Source organism: Pseudonocardia wallangbongensis, from assembly GCF_054486945.1.
Map to the genome: position 1 here is coordinate 187043 of NZ_JBRERS010000001.1, position 22248 is coordinate 209290.

23 protein-coding genes are annotated in these 22248 nt (G+C 74.2%); 12 read left to right on the plus strand and 11 right to left on the minus strand.

From position 1 onward, the window contains the following. The first annotated feature begins 62 nt into the window (after positions 1-62). Complete coding sequence (locus tag ACU436_RS00915; protein WP_459020681.1) at positions 63-2180, plus strand: elongation factor G-like protein EF-G2; 2118 nt, start codon at positions 63-65, stop codon at positions 2178-2180. A 16-nt stretch (positions 2181-2196) separates the two neighbouring features. Here ACU436_RS00915 and ACU436_RS00920 read toward each other — a convergent pair whose 3' ends face one another. Together ACU436_RS00920 and ACU436_RS00925 are read right to left on the minus strand one after the other, a co-directional pair. Continuing rightward, entirely contained in the window at positions 2197-2505 is a 309-nt protein-coding gene (locus ACU436_RS00920; protein ID WP_459020682.1) for an AzlD domain-containing protein, read from the minus strand. Continuing rightward, positions 2502-3194, minus strand: coding sequence for an AzlC family ABC transporter permease (locus ACU436_RS00925; RefSeq protein ID WP_459020683.1), 693 nt, complete (start codon positions 3192-3194; stop codon positions 2502-2504). Before ACU436_RS00925 ends, ACU436_RS00920 begins: the two co-directional genes overlap by 4 nt. 54 nt (positions 3195-3248) lie before the next feature. On the opposite strand from ACU436_RS00925, the gene ACU436_RS00930 reads away from it, so the two are divergent. Beyond that, entirely contained in the window at positions 3249-3803 is a 555-nt protein-coding gene (locus ACU436_RS00930) for a helix-turn-helix domain-containing protein (RefSeq protein WP_459020684.1), read from the plus strand. A gap of 9 nt (positions 3804-3812) precedes the next feature. Here the strand turns inward: ACU436_RS00930 and ACU436_RS00935 are convergent, their stop codons facing one another. The 9 genes from ACU436_RS00935 to ACU436_RS00975 all read right to left on the minus strand — a co-directional run bounded on the left by ACU436_RS00935 (position 3813) and on the right by ACU436_RS00975 (position 13269). After that, positions 3813-4682: a glycoside hydrolase family 16 protein gene (locus tag ACU436_RS00935; RefSeq protein ID WP_459020685.1), complete on the minus strand. Its 870-nt coding sequence runs from the start codon at positions 4680-4682 to the stop codon at positions 3813-3815. Positions 4683-4804: 122 nt separating this feature from the next. Further along, a complete protein-coding gene (gene pdxS, locus ACU436_RS00940; protein WP_459020686.1) occupies positions 4805-5731 on the minus strand; it encodes a pyridoxal 5'-phosphate synthase lyase subunit PdxS in 927 nt (308 codons plus the stop codon). Between the two features lie 45 nt (positions 5732-5776). Then, a complete protein-coding gene (locus tag ACU436_RS00945; RefSeq protein ID WP_459020687.1) occupies positions 5777-6325 on the minus strand; it encodes a LemA family protein in 549 nt (182 codons plus the stop codon). A gap of 100 nt (positions 6326-6425) precedes the next feature. Beyond that, a complete protein-coding gene (locus ACU436_RS00950; RefSeq protein ID WP_459022577.1) occupies positions 6426-7556 on the minus strand; it encodes a glycosyltransferase family 4 protein in 1131 nt (376 codons plus the stop codon). Positions 7557-7564: 8 nt separating this feature from the next. Beyond that, the gene (locus ACU436_RS00955) at positions 7565-8467 is read right to left on the minus strand and encodes a phosphatidylinositol mannoside acyltransferase (RefSeq protein WP_459020688.1); all 903 of its coding nucleotides are present in this window, start codon (positions 8465-8467) and stop codon (positions 7565-7567) included. Beyond that, complete coding sequence (pgsA, locus tag ACU436_RS00960) at positions 8464-9105, minus strand: phosphatidylinositol phosphate synthase (protein WP_459020689.1); 642 nt, start codon at positions 9103-9105, stop codon at positions 8464-8466. Before pgsA ends, ACU436_RS00955 begins: the two co-directional genes overlap by 4 nt. 57 nt (positions 9106-9162) lie before the next feature. Further along, positions 9163-9738: an HIT family protein gene (locus ACU436_RS00965; RefSeq protein WP_459020690.1), complete on the minus strand. Its 576-nt coding sequence runs from the start codon at positions 9736-9738 to the stop codon at positions 9163-9165. A 101-nt stretch (positions 9739-9839) separates the two neighbouring features. Continuing rightward, positions 9840-11891 carry a threonine--tRNA ligase gene (gene thrS, locus ACU436_RS00970; RefSeq protein ID WP_459020691.1) on the minus strand — a complete coding sequence of 684 codons (2052 nt, stop codon included), beginning with the start codon at positions 11889-11891 and terminating at the stop codon, positions 9840-9842. Between the two features lie 118 nt (positions 11892-12009). After that, positions 12010-13269 (minus strand): hypothetical protein, encoded by a 1260-nt coding sequence (locus tag ACU436_RS00975; RefSeq protein ID WP_459020692.1) that lies wholly within the window; start codon positions 13267-13269, stop codon positions 12010-12012. A 290-nt stretch (positions 13270-13559) separates the two neighbouring features. Here ACU436_RS00975 and ACU436_RS00980 point away from each other — a divergent pair, with 290 nt between their 5' ends. The 10 genes from ACU436_RS00980 (at position 13560) to ACU436_RS01025 (ending at position 22246) form a co-directional block, all read left to right on the plus strand. Further along, a complete protein-coding gene (locus ACU436_RS00980) occupies positions 13560-15902 on the plus strand; it encodes a transglycosylase domain-containing protein (protein WP_459020693.1) in 2343 nt (780 codons plus the stop codon). Positions 15903-15937: 35 nt separating this feature from the next. After that, positions 15938-16180 (plus strand): hypothetical protein, encoded by a 243-nt coding sequence (locus tag ACU436_RS00985; RefSeq protein WP_459020694.1) that lies wholly within the window; start codon positions 15938-15940, stop codon positions 16178-16180. Positions 16181-16359: 179 nt separating this feature from the next. Continuing rightward, the gene (locus ACU436_RS00990; protein ID WP_459020695.1) at positions 16360-17478 is read left to right on the plus strand and encodes a DUF3500 domain-containing protein; all 1119 of its coding nucleotides are present in this window, start codon (positions 16360-16362) and stop codon (positions 17476-17478) included. 108 nt (positions 17479-17586) lie between these two features. After that, complete coding sequence (locus ACU436_RS00995) at positions 17587-19044, plus strand: Nramp family divalent metal transporter (RefSeq protein ID WP_459020696.1); 1458 nt, start codon at positions 17587-17589, stop codon at positions 19042-19044. Between the two features lie 112 nt (positions 19045-19156). Continuing rightward, positions 19157-19969, plus strand: coding sequence for a helix-turn-helix domain-containing protein (locus ACU436_RS01000; RefSeq protein ID WP_459020697.1), 813 nt, complete (start codon positions 19157-19159; stop codon positions 19967-19969). A 57-nt stretch (positions 19970-20026) separates the two neighbouring features. Then, the gene (locus ACU436_RS01005) at positions 20027-20413 is read left to right on the plus strand and encodes a VOC family protein (RefSeq protein WP_459020698.1); all 387 of its coding nucleotides are present in this window, start codon (positions 20027-20029) and stop codon (positions 20411-20413) included. A 51-nt stretch (positions 20414-20464) separates the two neighbouring features. Continuing rightward, positions 20465-20809: a methyltransferase family protein gene (locus ACU436_RS01010; protein WP_459020699.1), complete on the plus strand. Its 345-nt coding sequence runs from the start codon at positions 20465-20467 to the stop codon at positions 20807-20809. Next, positions 20782-21111 (plus strand): methyltransferase, encoded by a 330-nt coding sequence (locus tag ACU436_RS01015; protein WP_459020700.1) that lies wholly within the window; start codon positions 20782-20784, stop codon positions 21109-21111. Before ACU436_RS01010 ends, ACU436_RS01015 begins: the two co-directional genes overlap by 28 nt. Continuing rightward, on the plus strand, positions 21108-21464 hold the full coding sequence (locus ACU436_RS01020) for an MmcQ/YjbR family DNA-binding protein (RefSeq protein ID WP_459020701.1): 357 nt from the start codon (positions 21108-21110) through the stop codon (positions 21462-21464). Before ACU436_RS01015 ends, ACU436_RS01020 begins: the two co-directional genes overlap by 4 nt. A gap of 20 nt (positions 21465-21484) precedes the next feature. Then, a complete protein-coding gene (locus tag ACU436_RS01025; RefSeq protein WP_459020702.1) occupies positions 21485-22246 on the plus strand; it encodes an alpha/beta fold hydrolase in 762 nt (253 codons plus the stop codon). Positions 22247-22248: the final 2 nt, after the last annotated feature.

Below are 22248 nucleotides of genomic sequence, written 5' to 3' on the forward strand. Positions count from 1 at the left end.
CGTTCCGGGACAGGTGTGTGATGGCGGGCACGTCACACGCAGCGTCGCGGAGGTGGTCCTCGATGGCGGTCAGAGCAGAGGCCGGGCAGCGCGCGGGGAGCCGTGGGACGGCTCCCACCGTCGGTGATCCGGGCCGGGTACGCAACGCGGTTCTCGTCGGACCGTCCGGTTCCGGGAAGACGACGCTGGTGGAAGCGCTGCTCGCGCACAGCGGCGAGATCCCTCGCGCGGGCACCGTGCTCGACGGCACCACCGTCTGCGACCACGACCCGGCGGCCGTCCGCCAGCAGCGGTCGGTCGCGTTGTCCGTCGCTCCCCTCCTCCACGCGGACACCAAGATCAACCTGATCGACACGCCCGGGTACGGCGACTTCGTCGGCGAGCTGCGCGCCGGGCTGCGCGCCGCCGACGCCGCGCTCTTCGTCGTACCGGCCAACGCGGGCCGCGAAGGCCCGATCGACCCCACGATCGTCGCCCAGTGGGAGGAGTGCGCCGCGGTGGGCATGCCCCGCGCGGTCGTCATCGCCCGCTGCGACAACCCGCGCGCCGACATCGAGGCCACCATCGCCGCCTGCCAGCAGTCGTTCGGCACCGGGGTCGCCCCGCTGTACCTCCCGCTGCGCGACGGCGACACCCTCACCGGCCTCTACGGCCTGCTCTCCCAGACCCCGGCCGGCCAGGCCCCCTCCGGCGCCGAGGACGCGCGGGCCGGGCTGATCGAGGGCATCATCGAGCAGTCCGAGGACGAGACCCTCATGGACCGCTACCTCGGCGGCGAGGACATCGAGGCCGGCACGCTCATCGACGACCTGGAGACCGCGGTCGCCCGCGGCACGTTCCACCCGGTCATCCCGGTCTGCGCCGCGTCCGGCACGGGCCTGGACGCACTGCTGGAGGTCCTGGTCGGCGGGTTCCCGTCCCCCCTCGAGCACCCGCTGCCCGGCGTCACCGGCGTCGACGGGGCCGAGCACGCGCCGCTCGCCGCCGATCCCGAGGGGCCGCTCGCCGCGGAGGTCGTGCGGACCTCGGCCGACGCGTACGTCGGACGCGTGTCACTGGTGCGGGTGTTCTCCGGAACGCTGCGCCCCGAGTCCACGGTGCACGTGAGCGGGCACCCGACCGGGATCCCGACCCAGCGCAGCGGGGAGGTGGACGGGCACGACGCCGACGAGCGGCTCGCCCACGTCTACGGCCCGATGGGTTCCACGCTGCGCGAGATCGAGGCCTGCATCGCGGGCGACATCTGCGCGCTCACGAAGCTCGGCAGCGCCGAGACCGGCGACACCGTGTCGGCCGCGGACCACCCGCTCCTGCTCTCGTGCTGGGACCTGCCGGAGCCGCTGCTGCCGGTCGCGATCACGGCCCGCACGCGCGGCGACGAGGACGCCATGGTCAAGACGCTCGCCAAGATCGTCGCGGCCGACCCGACCCTGCGCCTGGAACGCAACCAGGAGACCCACCAGACCGTGCTCTGGTGCATGGGCGAGGCGCACGCCGACGTCGTGCTCTCCCGGCTGCGGGCGGGCGGGGCGGAGGTCGACACCGAGCCCGTCCGGGTCCCGTTGCGCGCCACCCTCGCCAAGCCGGCCAAGGTCACCGGGCGGCACGTCAAGCAGTCCGGCGGGCACGGGCAGTACGCCGTGTGCCACGTCGAGTTCGAGCCGCTCCCCCGCGGGTCGGGCATCGAGTTCGTCGACAAGATCTTCGGGGGTTCGGTCCCGAACCAGTTCATCCCGAGCATCGAGAAGGGGATCCGGGCGCAGGCCGACCGGGGCCTCACCGACGACCACCACCCGGTGGTCGACTTCCGCGCCCGGCTCGTGGACGGCAAGGCGCACAGCGTCGACTCCTCCGACGCCGCGTTCCAGACCGCGGGCGCCCTCGCGCTGCGGGAGGCGGCGGAGGGGTGCGGGGTGACCGTGCTCGAGCCGTACGACGAGGTGTCGATCCGGGTGCCCGACGAGCACCTCGGCTCCGTGCTCGGCGACCTGTCCGGGCGGCGCGGCCGCGTGCTGGGCACCGACGTCGACACCAGCGGTGCGGGCCAGGGCCGCACCCTCGTGCAGGCCGAGGTCCCGAGCGTCGAGCTCCTGCGCTACGCCGTGGACCTGCGGGCGCTCACCGCGGGCGCGGCGACGTTCACGCGCCGGTTCGCCCGCTACGACGCCGCGCCGGGCTGACCGTCCCGGGCGGCACTCAGGGCACGCCCAGCATCCGCAGGCCCGCCGTCGTGCCGGCGGCGAGCACCACGACCAGCACGAACGGCACGCGTCGCCAGGCCGCCACGACCCCGACGAGCACGCCTGCGGGCCGCGCCCAGCCGGCGAACCCGCCGCTCTCGGTGAGGGTGGCGGTGGCGACGAGGGCCACCAGCAGCGCGGTGGCGGCCAGGTCGAGGTAGCGCTCCACGCGCTCCGGCACTGACATCCGGTCCCGCAGGACGATGCCGGCGAGGCGCATCAGGTAGGTGCCCACGCCCAGGGTGACGACCGCCGCCCAACTCATGAGTCCTCCCGTGCCGTCCGGGCCACCAGCAGGCCCAGGAGTCCGACGATCACCGGCACGCCCGCCGGCAGGAACGGGGTGGCGGCGAGCGCCACCACCGCCGCGGCGAGCCCGACCCGGCGGGCGTCGGCACGGTGGAACGCGGGCAGCAGCAGGGCGAGCAGCGCCGCCGGGAAGGCGGCGTCGACGCCGAACGCGGACGGGTCCGGGATGGCCGAGCCGGCCAGCCGGCCCGCGATCGCACCGGCGTTCCAGCAGACGAACAGCAGGATCCCGCAGGTCCAGTAGGCCGTGCGGGCGCGGGGTCCGCTCCCCCGGGCCCGGGAGAACGCCACCGCCTCGTCGATGAGCAGGTGGGCTCCCAGCAGCCGCGCGGGCCACCGATCGGCGACGGTGCCACCGATGGCCAGCCCGAAGGGCACGTGCCGCGCGTTCATCAGCAGCCCGGCGGCCACGGCCGCGAACACGTTGCCGCCCGCCGCCACCACGGCCACCACCAGGAACTGCGACGCGCCGGCGAACACCACGACCGAGAGCGCGACCATGACGACGAACGGGACCCCCGCGGTGCCGGCCAGCGCGCCGAACGAGGCACCGACCACGGCGATCGCGGCCGCGAGGGCGAGCGCGTCGCGGAGGTCGTCCGCGCGCGGTGCCGATCCTCGTAGTGTTCGGTTCAGCGAACGCATGTCCGATAGAGTGAACGAGGCACGGTGCGTTCGTCAAGCCGAACAAGGAGACCGATGGATCGAACAGGCCCGCTTTCCGTCATCTCGGCATCGCTGCGCCGGGAGCGCGAGCGGCACGGGATCTCGCTCACCGAGCTCGCGCGCCGCGCCGGCATCGCGAAGTCGACGCTCTCCCAGCTCGAGGCGGGCACCGGCAACCCGAGCGTCGAGACGCTCTGGGCGCTCGCCGTGGTGCTCGACGTCCCGTTCAGCCGGCTGGTCGACCCGCCGACCGCTCCCGTGCAGGTGCTGCGCGCGGGTGAGGGCGTCGCGATCCCGTCCGAGCACGCCCCGTTCAGCGGCACCCTGCTCGCCGCCTGCCCGCCCGGCGCCCGCCGGGACCTGCACGTCATCGCGGGCGAGCCGGGGCCGCAGCGCGCCGCCGACAGCCACATCCCCGGCACCACCGAACACATGGTCGTCACGGCCGGGCGGTGGCGCGCCGGACCCGTCGGCGGCGAGGTGGAGCTCGGCGTGGGCGACTACGCCCGCTTCCCCGGCGACCGCCCGCACACCTACGAGGCGCTCACCTCGGGGTGCGCCGCGGTGCTGGTGATGGAGTACGTCTGACCCGCGCGCCTACCGCACCGACGGCGCCCGCTGGGACGACTGCAGCACGCGACCCGGGTCCGGGGCGCCCTCCCGCAGCGGTGCGCCCTCCCCCGCGTCGGCCCCCTGGTACGGGTACTGCTTCACCCAGTCGACGAGCATGTGCGACTCCTGCACGTCGCCCTTCCCGTCCTCGGGGAACCAGTCGAGCTGGACGCACAGGTGCATGGGCCGCGGCGGGAGGATGTCGACCTTCTCGGTGCGCCACCACTCCTTGCCGTCCACGAACGCGGCCACGTGGGTGGGCGCCCACTCCACGGCCCAGTTGTGCCACTGCGTGGCGTCGATCTGCACCTCGCCGCCGACCTGGTCGTTGTCCTTGCCGTAGTGCAGGAACAGGTTCGTGGTCTGGCGGGTGTGGTCCATCATCTCCATGAAGTCGATCTCGCCGCCCACCGGGAAGTCCTCGGCGTCCGGCCACAGCAGCAGCAGGGCGTTGTAGGACTCGTCGCTCGCGGGCGCCTTGACCCGGCCCTCCCAGCGCCCGTAGCGCTGCCCGTCACCCCACGCCATGCCCGCGGTGTCGCCCTCCGGACTGCCGGTGATCGTCATGATGCCGTCGGCGAAGCTCAGCGCGTCCGGCGTGCGGCGGCCCTGGTCGGCGTGGCCGGGCCCGTCATAGACGTTCCAGCCGTCGCCGAGCTTCCCGTCGAACTCATCGACGCGGTCCGGCTCGCCCCACCCGTGCAGCGCGGCGGCACTCGTCTCGTGCCCCGCCGACACGCCGGGGGCGGCGGGCGCCGGTGGCGGCGGCGCCGGCCGGGGAGCCGCGCCGGCCGTCGAAGCGCTCCCGAGCACGACCGTCCCGACGATGGCCGCGATGGTCAGAGATCGCCTCATTCGTCTCCCCCGCACCTCGAGTCACAACTCGGACACGGCGGACACTAAGCAGTGATCACTGCTCCGGCCGAGCGGATCACCTCACCGGGGGCGAACTCGACCGCATCGAGGGACGGGCCCGCTCACCAGCCGCGCGTGGCGTAGCGCTGCTCCGCGGGGATCTCGGCGACGTTGATGCCGACCATCGCCTCGCCGAGGCCCCGGGAGACCTTGGCGATCACGTCGGGGTCGTCGTGGAACGTGGTGGCCTTGACGATGGCCTCGGCGCGCTTGCCCGGGTCGCCGGACTTGAAGATGCCCGAACCCACGAACACGCCCTCGGCGCCAAGCTGCATCATCATCGCGGCGTCGGCCGGGGTGGCGATGCCACCCGCGGTGAACAGCACGACCGGGAGCTTGCCGGCCCTCGCGACCTCGGCCACCAGCTCGTACGGCGCGCGCAGCTCCTTCGCGGCGACGAACAGCTCCGCCTCGTCCAGCGCGGCGAGCTTGCGGATCTCGGAACGGATCGACCGCATGTGCCGGGTGGCCTCGACGACGTTGCCGGTGCCGGCCTCGCCCTTGGACCGGATCATGGCCGCGCCCTCGGAGATGCGGCGCAGCGCCTCACCGAGGTTGGTGGCGCCGCAGACGAACGGCACGGTGAACGCCCACTTGTCGATGTGGTGGGCCTCGTCGGCCGGGGTGAGCACCTCGGACTCGTCGACGTAGTCGACGCCGAGCGACTGCAGCACCTGCGCCTCGACGAAGTGGCCGATGCGGGCCTTGGCCATCACCGGGATCGAGACCGCGCCGACGATGCCCTCGATCATGTCCGGGTCGCTCATCCGGGCCACGCCACCCTGGGCCCGGATGTCGGCCGGCACGCGCTCGAGCGCCATGACGGCGACGGCGCCCGCGTCCTCGGCGACCTTCGCCTGCTCCGGGGTGACGACGTCCATGATCACGCCGCCCTTGAGCATCTCCGCCATGCCGCGCTTGACGCGCGCGGTTCCCAGCACCGAATCGGGCGCAGCGGGGGCGGTGGTGGGCGTTTCGGGGGAGGACACGGCCGTCTACCTCTCGGATCTGCTGGCGGTTCACCCGATCCTACGTCAGGCAGGGGGTGCCATCGGTGGACGCGCGAGAGCGGCCATGGTCACATCCGGAGCATCGGCGATCTCGAAGTACTCGGGCATCTGCGCGGTCCCCGCGAGGTGCAGCCAGCGCACCAGCCGCCGGGAGCGCAGCTCCCGGGTGTCGCGGACGGCGTCGTTGTGCACCCGCCGGGCGAGGATGAGCAACTGCTCCGCGTCCACCAGTTCCTCGAACACGGGCCCGGGCAGCGCCGAGCGCGACATGCCCGCCAGCGCACGTCCCAGCACGTTCTCCGCAGCCTCGCGGTCGCGCTCGCCCGCCTGGGCGGCGCGGGTCCCGGCCACGGCGGCACGCAGCCCCTGCGCGCGGTCCCGGGCGCCCGGCACCGCCTCCAGCACGCCCGCGACCGCCAGCGCCTGGGCGGCCCGGCGCTGCAGCGCCGACTCGAGCGCCGCCCGCGCGGCGTCCGTGCGCACGTGCAGCCGGTGCAGCCGCCGGACCCGCCCGACGACGAGCGAAGCGACCGCGACGAGAACGACGACGCCAAGGAAGAGCAGCAGAATCACCGACCCCACCCCCACCCCACCGGTCGAGCGCACACATCGAGTGGCGACGGCACAGAGCGCCGGGCATGTGTGCCGTCCCCATCCGCGGTGTGCGGTGCGCTCATCGGGTTCCCGTCGCCAACCGGCGCGGGTCCGCCGCCACCGCCGCCCGGTACACCCTCAGCACCGCGGACGCGACCACCGGCCAGTCGAACTCCTCCGCTCGTACCCGGCCGGCCCCGGCCAGGGCCGCCCGGCGCACCGGGTCGTCCAGCAAGGACGCGAGCCGCTCGGCGAGCGCTGCCCCGTCTCCGGCGCGGAACAGCAGGCCCGCCGGCGCGGTCTCCCCCAGCACGGCGCGGAAGGCATCCAGGTCGCTGGCGACCACCGGTGCGCCCGCCGCCAACGCCTCGGTCAGGACGATACCGAAGCTCTCGCCGCCGAGATTGGGCGCGCAGAACACGTCGACCGACCGCAGCGCGGCGGCCTTCGTGGCGTCGTCGACCGGGCCGAGGACGTCGAGCCGGTCGGCCACCGGCCCGGCCCGGCGCCGCAGGGCCGCGGCGTCCCCGCGCCCCACGACGAGCACCCGCAGGTCCGGCCGCTCCCGGGCGAGCCGGCCGACGGCGTCCAGCAGCACGGGCATGCCCTTGCGGGGCTCGTCGAACCGGCCCAGGAACCCGACGGTTCCCGGCCGCGGGTATCCCGGCAACGGTGGGCCCTCCGCGTACGCCTGCACGTCGACCCCGTTGGGGATCTCGACGGCGTCGCCCCCGAGGTGCTCGACCTGCACCCGGCGGGCGTGCGGCGACACGGCGATCCGCGCGGTGACCTTCTCCATGAGCGGCCGCAGCACCCCGCCGAACGCGGCGAGCGCCCGCGACCGCTCGGTGGAGGTGTGGAACGTCGCGACGATCGGGCCCTCGGCGGCCAGCAGCGCCAGGACGGAGACGCTGACCGTGGTGGGCTCGTGCAGGTGCAGCACGTCGAACGTGTGCTCGGCGAGCCATCGCCGGGTCCGCGCGTACGTGAGCGGGCCGAACGCCACCCGGGCCACCGACCCGTTGTAGGGCACCCCCAACGAGCGCCCGGCCGGTGTGACGAACCCCGGCACCGGCGTGCCCACCCCGGCGGGCGCGAGCACGCCCACCGGGTGCCCGAGCCGTTCCAGCGCGGCGGCGAGGCCCACGACGTGGGCCTGGACCCCGCCCGGGACGTCGAGGGAGTACGGGCAGACGATCCCCACCCGCAGGGGCGGGCTCACGGTGACTCCCGGTCGGCCGTCCACAGCGGCTGCAGCGCGTGCCAGTCCTGCGGGGCCCGCGCGATCAGGCAGGCGAACGCGTCGGCGATCGCCTGCGTGGCCTTCGCCACCGACTCCGGGGTCCGGTCCACCGGCACCGGCTCGGCGATCGGCACCACCCAGCCGTCCCGGCTGAAGTGCGGATACGCCGGCATGAGCACCGCGCCGGTGAGCGCCGCCAGCCGCGCGGGCCCGGCCGGGAACCGCGCGGGCTCGCCGAAGAACGAGACCTCGATCCCGGAACCGGTGAGGTCCCGGTCGGCCACGAGGCAGACCACGCCGCCCGACCGCAGCCGCCGGGTGAGGGCCCGGTGTGCGGTGGTGCCCGCCTCCGCGGCCACCACCTCGAACCCCAGGGCCTCCCGGTAGTCCAGGAACCGGCGGTAGAGCGACTCCGGCTCCAGCCGTTGCGCCATCGTGGTGAACGCCGGCTCGCGGCCCAGCCGGCGCAGCGTCTCCACCACCCACACGCCCGCGGCGTCCCAGTTGCCGCTGTGCGGCACCGCGAACACCACCCCACGGCCGTCGTCCAGGGCCGCGTGGAACGGCGCCGTGCCGCTCATCCCCCGGTCCATCAGGGCGTGCACGGCAGGCGCGTCCCCGGGCCGCAGCCGGAACATCTCGCACCAGTACCGGGCATAGCTGCGCAGGCCGGCCCGCACCAGGGCGTCCAGCTCGGCGGGCGTGGCCCCCGGCACGACGCGCGCGAGGTTGCGCCGCAGCCCCGCGGCGGGCCCGCCCCCGGACCGGGCGGCGAGGTCGGCCGCGAACCGGAACCCCCGTCCGGTGACACCGGCCGGAAGGGTCCGCGCCAGCCGCCACGCCAGCGCGTACCGCAGGTCGTCGAGCTGTGCGCTCACGGACTCGGCGCCGGGCCGGGTGGGGGGACCGAGCCGGCGTCCCGCGCGCTCCGGTACACCGCCACGATGCGCTGCCCGACCGTCCACACCGACGCCGCCGCGAGCACCCAGAGCGCGACGTGCAACGCGTACGGCACCCCGAGCCCGTGCAGGCCGGCGCCGACCAGCGCCACGATCAGGCGCTCGGCGCGCTCGACGAGGCCGCCGTCGGCGGACAGGCCCTCGCCCTCCGCCCGCGCCTTGATGTAGGACACCAGCTGACCCGACACGAGGCACAGCAGCGCCGCGACGCCGAGCACCCGCTCCCCACCCGCACCGAGGCACCACCAGGTGAGCCCGGCGAAGAGCGCCCCGTCGGCGACCCGGTCGCAGGTGGAGTCGAGCACGGCCCCGAACGGGGTGCTGTAGCCGCGGGCGCGGGCCATCGCCCCGTCGACGAGGTCGAGCAGCACGAAGAACGTGACCACCGCGGCCCCGACGAACAGCTCGTCCCGCGGGAGGAACCACAGCGCAGCGGCGACCGAGCCGACCGTGCCGATCACCGTGACCACGTCGGGCGCGACCCCCCGCGCGACGAGCCACCGTCCGACGGGCTCGGTCACGCGGTTGACCTGCACGCGGGCGAAGACGTTGAGCATGGACTCCTGCTTGATCGCCGGGCTGCCGGCCGCGCCGCCTACCTAGTGCGACCCAGCCTACTGCCGCTCGCCCGACGGCCGATCCGCCACCGCACCCGGCGCCGGCCAGGCCTCCGCCAACAGCGACCGGGTCTCGGACAACAGCTGCGGGATCACCTTCGTCTGCCCGATCACGGTGATGAAGTTGGCGTCGCCGCCCCACCGCGGCACCACGTGCTGGTGCAGGTGCTCGGCGAGCGACCCGCCCGCCACGGTGCCCAGGTTGAGACCCACGTTGAACGCGTGCGGCGCCGCCGCCCGCTTCATCGCCCGCACGGCCGCCTGGGTGAACGCCATCAGCTCGCCCGCCTCGTCCGGGTCGAGGTCCTCCAGCTCCGCGACGTGCCGGTAGGGCAGCACCATGAGGTGCCCGGGGTTGTACGGGTGCAGGTTCAGCACCGCGTACACGGTGTCGCCGCGGGCCACGACGAGCCCGTCCTCGTCGGAGAGCTTCGGGATGCGGCAGAACGGGCAGCCCTCCGCACCGGCCTCCTTGATGTAGGCGAGCCGGTGCGGGGTCCACAGCCTGCGGAACCCGTCGGGTGTGCCGACGCCGTCGCGCGCCTCGTACGCCGGCTCGCCCGCCTCACTCATGCGCCGATCCTAGGCCGCGCACAGGGCGCCCTGATCGCGGTCTCCGCGCCCAGGCGGCCCCCATCGACCCGGACGCCCGGTGCACGGCCGGGGGTCCACCCTCAGGACGGCGCGGCGAAGACCTCCGCGTTCGGCGAGACGTTCGTGCGGCTGCCGACCCAGTCGGCCACCGCGGCCACGGCGTCGGCGGTGGGCACCCCGTTGCGCTGCGTGCCGTCGCGGAACCGGAAGCTGACCGCGCCCGCCTCGGCGTCCCGGCCGCCCACGAGCAGCAGGAACGGCACCTTCTGCATGGTGTGGGTGCGGATCTTCTTCTGCATCCGGTCGTCGCTCGCGTCCACCTCGACGCGGATCCCGCGGGACCGCAGCTGCCGGGCGACGTCCTCGACGTAGGGCACCTGCTCGTCGGTGACCGGGATGGCGACCACCTGCACCGGGGCGAGCCACGCCGGGAACGCGCCCGCGTAGTGCTCGGTGAGCACGCCGAAGAACCGCTCGATCGACCCGAACAGCGCGCGGTGGATCATGACGGGCTGCTGCCGGGACCCGTCGGCGGCGGTGTACTCCAGGTCGAACAGGCCCGGTTCCATGAGGTCGACCTGGATGGTGGAGAGCTGCCAGCTGCGCCCGATGGCGTCCTTGGCCTGCACGCTGATCTTCGGTGCGTAGAACGCCGCGCCGCCCGGGTCGAGCACCAGCTCCAGGCCGCTGGCCTCGGCGGCCTCGCGCAGGGCGTCGGTGGCCCGCTCCCAGTCCTCGTCGGAGCCGATCGACTTCTCCTGGTCGCGGGTGGACAGCTCCAGGTAGAAGTCGTCGAGGCCGTAGTCGCGCAGCAGGCCGAGCACGAACTGCAGCAGCTCGCGGATCTCGCCCTGCATCTGCTCCTGCGTGCAGTAGATGTGGGCGTCGTCCTGGCTGAAGCCCCGGGCCCGGGTGAGCCCGTGCACCACGCCGGACTTCTCGTAGCGGTACACGCTGCCGAACTCGAAGAAGCGCAGCGGCAGCTCCCGGTAGGACCGCCCGCGCGCCCGGTAGATCAGGTTGTGCATCGGGCAGTTCATCGGCTTCAGGTAGTAGTCCTGGCCGGGCTTGCGCACGGTGCCGTCCGCGGCCAGCTCCTCGTCGAGGTGCATCGCCGGGTACATGCCCTCGCGGTACCAGGACAGGTGCCCGGAGGTCTCGAACAGCTGCGCCTTCGTGATGTGCGGGGTGTTGACGAACTCGTAGCCCGCCTCCTCGTGGCGGCGCCGCGAGTAGTCCTCCAGCTCCTTGCGGATCACCCCGCCCTTCGGGTGGAAGACCGGCAGGCCGGAGCCGATCTCGTCCGGGAAGGAGAACAGGTCCAGCTCGGCGCCCAGACGGCGGTGGTCGCGGCGCTCGGCCTCGGCGAGGCGCTCCAGGTGGGCGTCGAGCGCCTCCTGGCTCTCCCACGCGGTGCCGTAGATGCGCTGCAGCTGCGGGTTCTTCTCGTCCCCGCGCCAGTACGCCGCCGCGGTGCGCATGAGCTTGAAGGCCGGGATGAAGCGGGTGGTGGGGACGTGCGGGCCGCGGCACAGGTCCGACCACACGGTCTCGCCGGTGTGGGCGTGCACGTTGTCGTAGATGGTGAGCTCGCCGGACTCGTCGACCTCGACGACGTCCTCCCCCGGCGCGCCCTTGAGGTCGATCAGCTCCAGCTTGTACGGCTCCTCGGCGAGCTCCTTGCGGGCGTCGTCGCGCGAGTCGAAGCGGCGGCGGGAGAACCGCTGGCCCGCCTTGATGATCTTCTTCATCGACGACTCGAGCTTGCTCAGGTCGTCGGGGGTGAACGGCTGGTCGACGTCGAAGTCGTAGTAGAAGCCGTCGGTGATGGGCGGGCCGATGCCCAGCTTCGCCTCCGGCCGCAGCTGCTGCACGGCCTGCGCGAGCACGTGCGCGGCCGAGTGCCGGATGACGCTGCGCCCCTCGTCGGTGTCGGCGGCGACCGCCTCCACCTCCACGTCGGACTCCGGCGCCCATGCGAGGTCGCGCAGCTGCCCGGCGGCGTCGCGCACGACGACGACGGCGGTGGGTCCGGCGGTGGGGAGGCCCGCCTCGCGTACCGCGGCCCCGGCCGTCGTCCCGGCCGGCACCCGGACGGGGGCGGACGCGGGGCGGGATGCGGGCGCGGACACGGGAGACCTCCACGGGTTTCGGGTTCGGGCGCCGATCGCCCGACACCCGTCGATGCTATCCACCGGGCCGAAGCGGGTTTCCGGCAGCAGGGCCGGGCGGTGTCCCGCGGTACGCGGCCTAGTTCATCCGGTGCAGCCCGGCGAGCATCCGCCGCATCGTCGGGACGTCCGACGCCCACGGCTGCCGGAGCACCGGGGGCGTCACGAACCCGTGCGGGGACGGGGCCGGGCGGGCCGGGGCCACCCGCCGACGATGCGGCAGCGCCGCCGAGGGGAGCGCGAGCACGGCGAGCGCGCCCGAGCCCGTGAGCGGCATGCCGCCGTCGACCGTGACGAGTGCGGGGTCCCGGCCGGCCGGGGCCGGACCGCCCGCCGGCCGCGGCAGCGGGACCCGCGGCGGCTCCTGCACGCGGCCGGACCGCGGCGTCGGGGACGGCCGCACCGACGGCGGCGGGGACGGCTGGGGGTCCGGTTCGGGGACCGGTTGCATCGGGAGCAGCGGGGTCGGCCTCGAGATCGGGTGCGGGCGCGCCTGCGCCGGGACGCTCGGGAGCGGGCGCGCGGGGACCCGGCGGGGCTGCGGTGGGACCGGACGCATCGACGGCGCCGTGGCCAGCGCATCGGGCTCCGGACCGGCCCCGTCGTCGCCGGTTCGCTCGGCCGGTTCGGCAGCCCGTCGAGCGTCGGCGGAGTGGGCGGGGCGCCGGCCCGGCGGGGCGGGGGGCGGCGGGGCGGGAGGCGATGTGGCGGGCGGCGGGGCGGGCGGCGGCTCGGCGACGGAGTACGGCCAGCCGGTCTCGGCCGCGGGACGCGGGCGGGAGGCGGGCCCGGAGGGCGCCGCCGCTGCGGCCGGACGAGGGCCGGCGGGCGGTCTCGGCTCCCTCCGGTGCGTTCCCCGCGGGGGTGGCGGCGCGGGCGCGGGGGCGCCGGCTCGGTCGCCGGGCGGCGCGGTCGGGGCGGCGGCGCTGCCGGCCGCCTCGGCGGCACGCCGCACATCGGGCGAAGCGAGGCCGCGCCGCACGGCTCCGACATCCCCGCTGGCGGGGTCCAGGCGCGCGTGCAGCACCACCCCGTCGCACTCGCGCAGCACGTGCACGGTGCGGCCGAGGGTCACCACGAGGTCCTCCAGCCACTCGCCGCGGCCGCGGCCGAGCGCCTTGGCGGCCCGCGCGAGCTGGGCCAGCGCGGGTACGTCGTCACCTGCGGCGAGGCCGGCCTCGGCCAGTACCTCGCCGCTCTCGCCGTCGACGGCGTGCAGGGCCTGCGCTCCCGCGGACCGCAGGAGCGCGGTGAGCTGGGGCGCGAGCGGCGGTGGGTCGGGCGGTGGATCGGGGGGCACCGCCTCGTGCGCGTGGGGGTCGCGGGGAGCGGGGAGCATCCCGGCAGCATCCCAGCGACGCCACGGAGCAACGGACGTCCACCCGCTCGGCGGTGCGACCGCTGGGCCGACCGGACACCCACCGGACCCTGCCCGGCGCGCGGCCGTCCGGCGGACGCCCGATCACCCACCGTGCACGGATCGGCCCCCTGGACCGGGTCGTGATCACTCTGCGCACGCCCATCGGGTGATGTCGGGGCCACCGCCACACCGCCTGCGCGGGAGCGCCCGTTGGACCCGACGTTCTCCCCGCCACCAGGCGGGAGGGCCGGCCAGGGGAGGTGGGACGCGTGCACGGAGCCCACCCGAAGCGCTCCACCCGATCCACGGAACCCGGGGTGCGGCGAGCGGGGTTGCCGGAGCAGCGGTCGCGGCGCGACGCCCATCCGTCGGGCGTCGGCTGGTGGCAACCGGCGAAGCCGCAGCGGCACCGGGCGCAGCGGAACGGGAACGGGGCACACGGGCCGACGCCGGGCAGGGTCGGCGAGGACACCGCCCGCCACCGCGCCCCGGACGCCACGGATGTGCTGCCGGTCGTCGACGCGCCGGCCCGCGCGGGCCGGTCCTCCCCGCAGGAGCGGCGGCGCGCCCGCCGGATGCGGCTGGCACGGCGCGCGCTGCTCGGCGCCTCGGCGGCCGTCGTGCTCGGGCCCGTGCTCGCCTTCGCGGCCGGCTACCTCGTCTTCTCGGTCCCCAACCCGGACGAGGCGGTGAACAACCAGGTGGCGTTGGTCTCGTTCGCCGACGGGAGCCCGCTCACCCGGCTCGTTCCCGAGGAGGGCAACCGGACCAAGGTGCCGCTCGACCAGGTGCCGTTGCACGTGCGCCACGCCGTGCTCGCCGCCGAGGACCGCTCCTTCTACTCCAACCCCGGCTTCGACCTCACCGGCATCATGCGCGCGGCCTGGAACCAGCTGCGTGGCGGCGAGGGCGGCGGTTCGACGATCACCCAGCAGTTCGTCAAGAAGGCGCTCGTCGGTGACGAGCAGACGCTCTGGCGCAAGTACAAGGAAGTCATCCTCGCGGTCAAGATCTCCCAGGAGCGCACGAAGGACGAGATCCTCGCCGACTACCTGAACACGATCTACCTCGGCCGCGGCGCCTACGGCATCCAGTCCGCGTCCCAGGCCTACTTCGGCAAGGGGGCCCAGGACCTCAGCCCGGCGGAGGGCGCGCTGCTCGCCGGGCTGATCCAGTCGCCGTCCCGGTGGGACCCGGCGGTGAGCCCGGAGCGGGCCGTCGAGCGGTGGAACTTCGTGCTCGACGGGATGGTCTCGCAGGGCTGGCTCACCCCGGCCGACCGGGCCGCCGCCCACTTCCCCGAGACGCATGCACGCCGTTCCCTCGCCCGCGGCGTGCCCACCGACAGCCGCGGCCACATCGTCAGCGCGGTGACCGCCGAGCTGGAGGAGCTCGGGTTCACCGAGCAGGACGTCGCGCAGGAGGGCCTGCGGATCACCACGACGGTGGACCCCCGCCGCCAGGAACAGGTGGTCGGCTCGGCCCACGACGCCCTCGACGGGCAACCGGTGAACCTGCGCAGCGCGGTGGTGACGATCGACCCGGAGACCGGGGGCGTGCTCGCCTACTACGGCGGCGACAACGGGCTGGGCCTGGACTACGCGCAGGTGCGCAAGCTCGCCGGGTCGACGTTCAAGCCGTTCGTCGTGCTCGCCGCGCTGCAGCGCGAACCGCCGGTCGGCCTCGGCGAGACCTTCGACGGCCGGGAGATCCCCGGCCTGCGCAACGCCTCGGGGGCCGACTGCGACGAGTGCGATCTCAAGCAGGCCATGACCGTGTCGAACAACGTCGTCTTCCACAGCCTCGCCAGGAAGGTCGGCCCCGAGTCCGTCGCCGCCGCGGCCCGCGCCGCCGGCATCAAGGCTCCGCTGGACAACCCGACCGACGGGATCGCGCTCGGCAACAAGGAGGTCTCGACGTTCGAGCTGGCCTCGGCGTACGCGACGATCGCCGCCGGCGGGATCTGGCGCCAGCCCCACCTCGTGTCGTCCGTCGTGACGGCCGACGACCGGGTGCTCTACCAGGCCTCGACCGACGGGGAGCGCCGCTTCCCGGAGCGCGTGGCGCGCAACGTCGTCGAGGCGATGCTGGGTGTCGCCGACCACGACGACCTCGCGCTGCCGGGGGACCGCCCCGTGGCGGCGAAGACCGGCACCGTCCAGTCCCGGTTCGAGGGCGAGAACAACGACGCGTGGATGGCCGGGTTCACGCCCTCCGTCACCACGGCGGTGTGGATGGGCACGGACATGAACTCCCCGATCCGCACCGCCCGCGGCCGTCCGATCCAGGGCAGCAGCCTGCCCGGCGACGTCTGGCAGGACGTCATGTCCGACGCCGTGGCGGGCACCCCCGTCCAGGACTTCCCGCAGTTCCGGCCGATCGGCGAGCCGCCGTCCCCGCTGGGACCGAACGAGAAGCCCCCACCGACGTCGACGCCTCCCCCGCCACCGGAGCCGCCCGTGGCGGCCCCGCCGCCCACCCCGGCACCGGACGAACCGGACGTCACCCCCGACGATCCCGAGCAACCCGGAATCCTCGGCGACCCCGGGGTGGACCGGCCCTCCGACGACTCGGCCGACAACGAGGACTGCTCCGTCACTCCTTGTGGATGACGACGACGGCACCTTCCCGGACTACCGTGGTCGGCGTGGCCGCGCACATCAGCGAGCGGACGTTCGAGGTGGTCGCCTGGCTCTCGGAGCGGCACCTCGTGCTCTACGTGCCGGAGATCGAAGCGGCCACCACCGCCCAGGCGATGCCGGACGCCGAGGACGCGGCCCGGTCGCTGATCGTCGACCTCACCGGTCTGGACCCGGCGGTCGTGCGCTGCGAGATCCGGCTCGGCCGCGCTCGCGGCGGGCTCGGCGGGCCGCCCATGCCGGCGGTGTGACCGGTCAGGCCGTGTCCCGTGGATCTCGGGCGATGGGATTCGTGATCCAGTCGGCTCCTGGCAAGGCGGAGGCTCGTCCTCGTACGGGGCGTACTCGGGCGAGCCGACAACGCAGCCAGGAGCCGACCGGGCGCGAATCCCGCGTTCGAGATCCGCGGGACACGGCCTAAGGTCGGGCCATGGCGCAGGCGGTGACCGACGCGGGTCGCGAGGTGGCGGACCGGATGGCCGAGGCGGCCACGGCGTGGCTCGACTCCCTCGACCCGACCCAGCGCGAGGTGGCCGTCGGGCCACCACCCGGCGCGAGCGGCGAGGGGGAGGCCGAGCGCACGCGCTGGTACTACACCCCCACCGATCACGGCGGCCTCACCTTCCACCAGCAGCGCCCCGCGCAGCACCGGCTCGTGATGCGGCTGCTCGCGAGCGGCCTGTCGGCGGCCGGGTACACCACCGTCGCCACCGTCCTCGGCCTGGAGAACGTGCTCGACCGCACCGAGGGCTTCACGGTCGACTTCGGGCGCGAGCGGGGCCGCGACCCGGGCCAGTACTACCTGCGGGTCTTCGGCGAGCCGGGCGGGCGGGCCCCGTGGGGATGGCGGTTCGGCGGCCACCACGTGTCGCTGCACAACCTCGTGGTGGACGGGCGGGTCGCCGCCACCACGCCGTGCTTCCTGGGCGCCGACCCCGCCGCGTCACCGCTGCTGGGCGGCGCCGTGCTGCGGCCGCTCGCGGCCGCCGAGGACCTGGCCCGGGAGCTGGTGCGTTCGCTGCGCCCCGAGCCGGCCGCGCGGGCAATGCTGCTGCCCCGAGCTCCCGACGACATCGTGGGCGCCAACAGCCCGCGGATCGACAACGGGGTGGTGCGCGACGGGCTGTGGCGGCCCGGCCCGCACACACCCCCGGGTGCGGCGTCGGCCGCCACCGGCCTGGAGGGCGCCGACCAGGAGGCCGTCGCGCTGACCCCGGACCCGAAGGGCGTGCCGGGCGCCGAGCTCGACGGCACCCAGCGCGAGCTGCTCCACGCCCTGCTCGGCACCTACCTCGACCGCGTCCCGCCCGGGATCTCCTCGCTCCCCCGCTACGACGACCCGGCCGCGCTGGACGCCGTCCACGTCGCCTGGGCCGGCTCCACCACGCCGGGCGAGCCGCACTACTACCGGCTGCAGGGCCCGCGGCTGCTCGTCGAGTGGGACAACACCCAGCGGAACGTCAACCACGCGCACGCGGTGTGGCGCGACCCGGAGTCCGACTTCGGCCGCGACGTGCTCGCCGCGCACCGGGCGGCCCACCACTCCTGATCGGCCTCGCCCTGCGCGTTCGCCCGATCGGTGCCTATACTGCGGCGCCCAGCTCACGGGTAGTGACATCGGCACTTTGCGCAACGTGGCGCATCGGAGGCGGGTCCAATGGCGGAGTCCAGCACACAGTTGGCGTCGGAACTTCCCAGCACGCACCTACCGGCGGTTCCGTACAGCGATCTCCCGGAGCCCCGCAGACTGCGGAACTACCTGGGGGCGAGCGTCATCCTCACCGCCACCGCCCTCGGGTCGGGCGAGCTGGTGCTCTGGCCCTACATCAGTACCCAGGTGGGCCTGGGGCTCGTGTGGCTGGCCCTCGTGGGCATCACGATGCAGTACTTCCTCAACATGGAGATCGAGCGCTACACGCTGATCACCGGGGAGACGGCCGTGACGGGCTTCTCCCGGCTGTGGCTGCCGTGGGGCGTGATCATGGTGCTCGGCGCGATCCTGCCCAACGTGTGGCCGGGGTGGGCCTCCAGCGCGGCCACCGAGTTCACGTTCATCTTCAACCTCGACGACTCGAACGTCCCCCTCATCACCACGATCGTCCTGCTGGCCATCGGGCTGGCGGTGACCGTGTCGCCGGTCATCTACCAGACGCTCGAGAAGGTGCAGGGCGTGATGGTCGTCCTCATCCTGGCGTTCGTCGTCGCGGCGATCGTCGTCGCCACGAAGGGCAGCGCCTGGGCGAGCGTCGTCACCAGCATCCCGCAGGGCGTGGGGGACCTGCCCGCCTCGATCGGCGTAATCGGCGCGGCGTCGCTGTTCGGCGCGATCGTGTTCGCCGGGGCCGGTGGGGGCAACAACCTGGTGCAGAGCAACTACATCCGCGACAAGGGGATGGGCATGGGGATCCGCATCCCCAACATCGTCTCCCCGATCACGGGTGAGGAGGTGGCGGCGCCGTCCCTCGGGTACATGACGCCCTCCACCCCGGAGAACGAGCGCCGGTGGCGCCGGTGGTGGACCATCGCCAACCAGGAGCAGCTGCTCACGTTCTGGTTCGTCGGCGTGCTGCTGCTGGTCGCGATGCAGGTGCTCGTCGTCTCGATGCTCGGGGTGAACACGACCCTCGGCTCGGGCCTGGACTTCCTCCACGCCGAGGGCCGCGAGCTCGCCTCGATCGTCGCCCCCTGGTTCGGCATCGCGTTCTACGTGGCCGGGTTCCTCATCCTGCTCTCCACCAACATCGGCGTCGTGGACTGGGTCAGCCGGCTCACCGCCGACTCGCTGAAGGTGACCTTCCTGAGGGAGAGCGGCTTCTGGAGCGAGAGCAAGATCTACATCACCGTCGTGTGGCTCCTGATCATCGCGGGCTCCTCGATCATCTGGACGGGCATCAAGCCGGTCGCGCTGCTGGTCATCTCCGCGACGGGCGGCGGCTTCGTCATGGCGATCTACTCGGTGCTGCTCGTCGTGCTCAACCGCAAGGCGCTGCCGGACTTCGCGCGGCTGAAGGGGTGGCGGGTGCCGGTGATGGTGCTGATCGCCCTCTTCTACGTCGCGTTCTCGGTGTTCCTGATCTACGAGATGATCACCGCGGGCCCGGAGTCACTGGCATAGGCGGATGGGCACCCTTCGACGCCTCTGGCTGACGGTCCTGTTCGCGTTGGTGATCTTCGGTGTGCTCACGTCGGTCGCGTACGGGCTGGGGATGCTGACGTAGCCTGGCGAGGTGGACGGGGAGTACTCCCTGGGGCGACCGCATCCCGCGCTCGCCCGGCACGTGGTGCGCTACCTGGGCTACCGCGAGCACAGCGACACGCCGGTGCGCCGTCGTCAGGCGCCGGCGGCCTCGTGCACGCTGATCCTCAGCCTCGGCCCGCAGATCCGCCTGCACGGCCCGGCGGGGCCCTCGGTTCCGGCGTCGTTCCTCGCCGGCATGCACGACGGACCGGTCGTCACCGAGTTCGTCGGTCCCCAGCACGGGCTGCAGGTCGACCTCAGCCCGCTGGGCGTCTTCGCGCTGCTCGGCCGCCCGATGCCCGCGCTCACCAACGTGGCGCCGTCGCTCACCGAGCTCGAGTCGCCCGAGCTGGCCGGCCTTCCCGCCCGCCTCGCCGAGGAGCCCGACTGGGCCCGCCGCTTCGCGCGGCTCGACGAGGTCCTGCTGCGCCGCCTCGACGCCACCGCCGCCCGCCCGGACCCGGAGGTGGCGTGGGCGTGGCACCGGCTGCGCCGCAGCGCGGGCCGGGTGGGGGTGCAGGAGCTGGCCGAGGACACCGGCTGGAGCCGCCGCCACCTGCTCACCCGCTTCCGCGCACAGGTCGGCCTCGGCCCGAAGACCACGGCGCGGGTGCTGCGGTTCCACCGGGCCACCCGGCTCCTGGCGCCGGCCAGCGTCTACGACGGCACGCCGACCACGGCGGCACCGTCCATCTCCGACGTCGCCGCCGCCTGCGGGTACGCCGACCACGCCCACCTGGTGCGGGAGTTCCGTGCACTCGCCGGCTGCACGCCCACGGAGTACCTGGCCGAGTGGCGTTAGGGACCTCGTTCCCATTCGTCCAAGCCGCTGCCCGTGTTCGCTCCTACCGTCTCTCCCATGAGCATCTACGTCACGCTCCGCTACGACGACGCCCGCGCGGCGATCGCCTACCTCACGGGCACGCTCGGGTTCGTCGAGCAGCAGGTCCACCAGGCCGAGGACGGCAGCGTCGGCCACGCCGAGCTGGGCTTCGGTGACGGCGTGGTCATGCTCGGCACCCGCAGCGGCACCCCGGACGCGTTCGACACCGGTCGCGCGGTCGTCTACCTCGCCCTCGACTCCGCCGAGGCCGTCGACGCCCACCACGGCCGGGCCGTCGCCGCAGGCGCCCAGGTCGTGCAGGAGCCGGTCGACCAGCCCTACGGGTCGCGCGAGTACGCCGTGCGCGACCCCGAGGGCAACATCTGGTCGGTCGGCAGCTACCGGCCACAGGTGAAGCCGTGAACGAGCGGGAGCGCGCCGCCGGGCTGGTCTTCGGGTTCTTCCCCGGCCCAGGTGGTGCAGACCCTCGCCCGGCTCGGCGTGCCCGACGCCCTCGGCGACGGCTCGCTCGACCTCGACGAGCTGGCCGGCCGCACCGGCACGGACCCGGACGCGCTCGCCCGGCTCCTGCGCGCGGCCACCGGCCTGGACCTGGTGCGCCGAACCCCGGAGGGCGCCTACGCGCTCACCGCGGGAGGGCAGCTGCCGCGCACCGGGAGGCCCGGATCCATCGGCAACCTGGCCCAGCTGTTCTGCGGCGACGCGGTCTGGCGGGCCTGGCGGTCGTCGATCAACGCTGCGAGGTCGTCACCGGCGACTTCTTCGTGTGGGTGCCGGCCGCGGACGCCTACGTCGTGAAGAGCGTGATCCACGACTGGGACGACGACCGCAGCGTCACGATCCTGTCCCGGATCCGGGAGGCGATGCCGCCGCGCGGCGTGCTGTTCCTGGTGGAGCCGATCCTGCGCGACGACCCGGAGGTGCTCGGCGAGCAGCGGAGCCTCCTGATGAGCGACCTCGACATGCTCGTGTGCCTCGGCGGGCGGGAGCGCACGCGGGCGCAGTTCGCGGACCTGCTCACCGCGGCCGGGCTGCGGCTCACGGACGTCGCCCCGGCCGCGGGCTCGGGGTTCTCGGTCATGCGAGGGGTCCCGGTATGACGCCCCTGGAGCGGCTGCGCGGGATCTGTACGACCCTTCCCGAGGTCACCGAGAAGCTGAGCCACGGCGAGCCGACGTGGTTCGTCCGCAAGACGTTCGTGATGTTCGCCGACCACCACCACGACGACCGCCTCGCCTTCTGGTGCGCCGCACCGCCCGGCACCCAGGAGGAGCTGGTGGCCACCGACCCGGGCCGGTTCTTCCGGCCGCCCTACGTCGGTGGTCGCGGCTGGCTCGGCGTCTACCTCGACGTCCCGGACGTGGACTGGACCGAGATCGAGGAGATCGTCACCGACGCCTACCGGCAGGTGGCACCGAAGCGGCTGGCATCCCGGTTGGACGAACCGGCGTAGCGGCAGGCAGGCTCGCGGGCGTGAGCGAGCTCCCCATGGTGGACGTGCCGGGCGGGCGCGTCGAGTACGAGGACGTGCCCGGCGACCCCGCCCGCGTCCCCCTGCTGTTCCTGCACGAGGGCCTCGGTTCGGTCCGGCTCTGGCGCGGGTTCCACCACCGGATCGCCGCCGCCACCGGCCGGCGCGCGGTGGCGTTCTCGCGGCTCGGCCACGGCGGTTCCGACCTCCCGCCCGGCAAGCGGACGCCCCGGTACATGCACGACGAGGCCACCGAGGTGGTCCCGGCCGTGCGTGCGGCGCTCGGGCTCGACCGGGTGGTGCTCGTCGGGCACAGCGACGGGGGCTCCATCGGCCTGCTGCACGCCGGCACGGCCGAGGTGGACGCGCTCGTGGTGCTCGCGCCGCACGTGTTCGTCGAGGACATCGACCTGCGCGGCATCGAGCGGGCCCGCCGCGACTACGTCGAGGGCGACCTGCGGGCCCGGATGGCCCGCCACCACCGCGACCCGGACGTCACGTTCTGGAACTGGAACGAGGGCTGGCTCGACGACGCCTTCCGGGACTGGGACATCCGCCCGGAGCTGGCCGCGATCACCTGCCCGGTGCTGGGCGTGCAGGGCACCACGGACCCGTACGGCACGGTCGTGCACGTGGAGGCGGTGCGCGACCGCGCCACGGGGCCGGTGCGGCTTTCGGTCCTCGGCTGCGGCCACGTCCCGCACCTGGAGCGGCCGGCGGAGACGGACGCGGCGATCACGGAGTTCCTGGCGGAACGTTCCTAGCG

Coding starts and splice junctions, on each gene's coding strand:
- ACU436_RS00915 (WP_459020681.1), top strand. CDS start 63: ATGGCGGTCAGAGCAGAGGCCGGGCAGCGCGCGGGGAGCCGTGGGACG.
- ACU436_RS00920 (WP_459020682.1), bottom strand. CDS start 2,505: ATGAGTTGGGCGGCGGTCGTCACCCTGGGCGTGGGCACCTACCTGATG.
- ACU436_RS00925 (WP_459020683.1), bottom strand. CDS start 3,194: ATGCGTTCGCTGAACCGAACACTACGAGGATCGGCACCGCGCGCGGAC.
- ACU436_RS00930 (WP_459020684.1), top strand. CDS start 3,249: ATGGATCGAACAGGCCCGCTTTCCGTCATCTCGGCATCGCTGCGCCGG.
- ACU436_RS00935 (WP_459020685.1), bottom strand. CDS start 4,682: ATGAGGCGATCTCTGACCATCGCGGCCATCGTCGGGACGGTCGTGCTC.
- pgsA (WP_459020689.1), bottom strand. CDS start 9,105: ATGCTCAACGTCTTCGCCCGCGTGCAGGTCAACCGCGTGACCGAGCCC.
- ACU436_RS00965 (WP_459020690.1), bottom strand. CDS start 9,738: ATGAGTGAGGCGGGCGAGCCGGCGTACGAGGCGCGCGACGGCGTCGGC.
- ACU436_RS00975 (WP_459020692.1), bottom strand. CDS start 13,269: ATGCTCCCCGCTCCCCGCGACCCCCACGCGCACGAGGCGGTGCCCCCC.
- ACU436_RS00990 (WP_459020695.1), top strand. CDS start 16,360: ATGGCGCAGGCGGTGACCGACGCGGGTCGCGAGGTGGCGGACCGGATG.
- ACU436_RS00995 (WP_459020696.1), top strand. CDS start 17,587: ATGGCGGAGTCCAGCACACAGTTGGCGTCGGAACTTCCCAGCACGCAC.
- ACU436_RS01005 (WP_459020698.1), top strand. CDS start 20,027: ATGAGCATCTACGTCACGCTCCGCTACGACGACGCCCGCGCGGCGATC.
- ACU436_RS01020 (WP_459020701.1), top strand. CDS start 21,108: ATGACGCCCCTGGAGCGGCTGCGCGGGATCTGTACGACCCTTCCCGAG.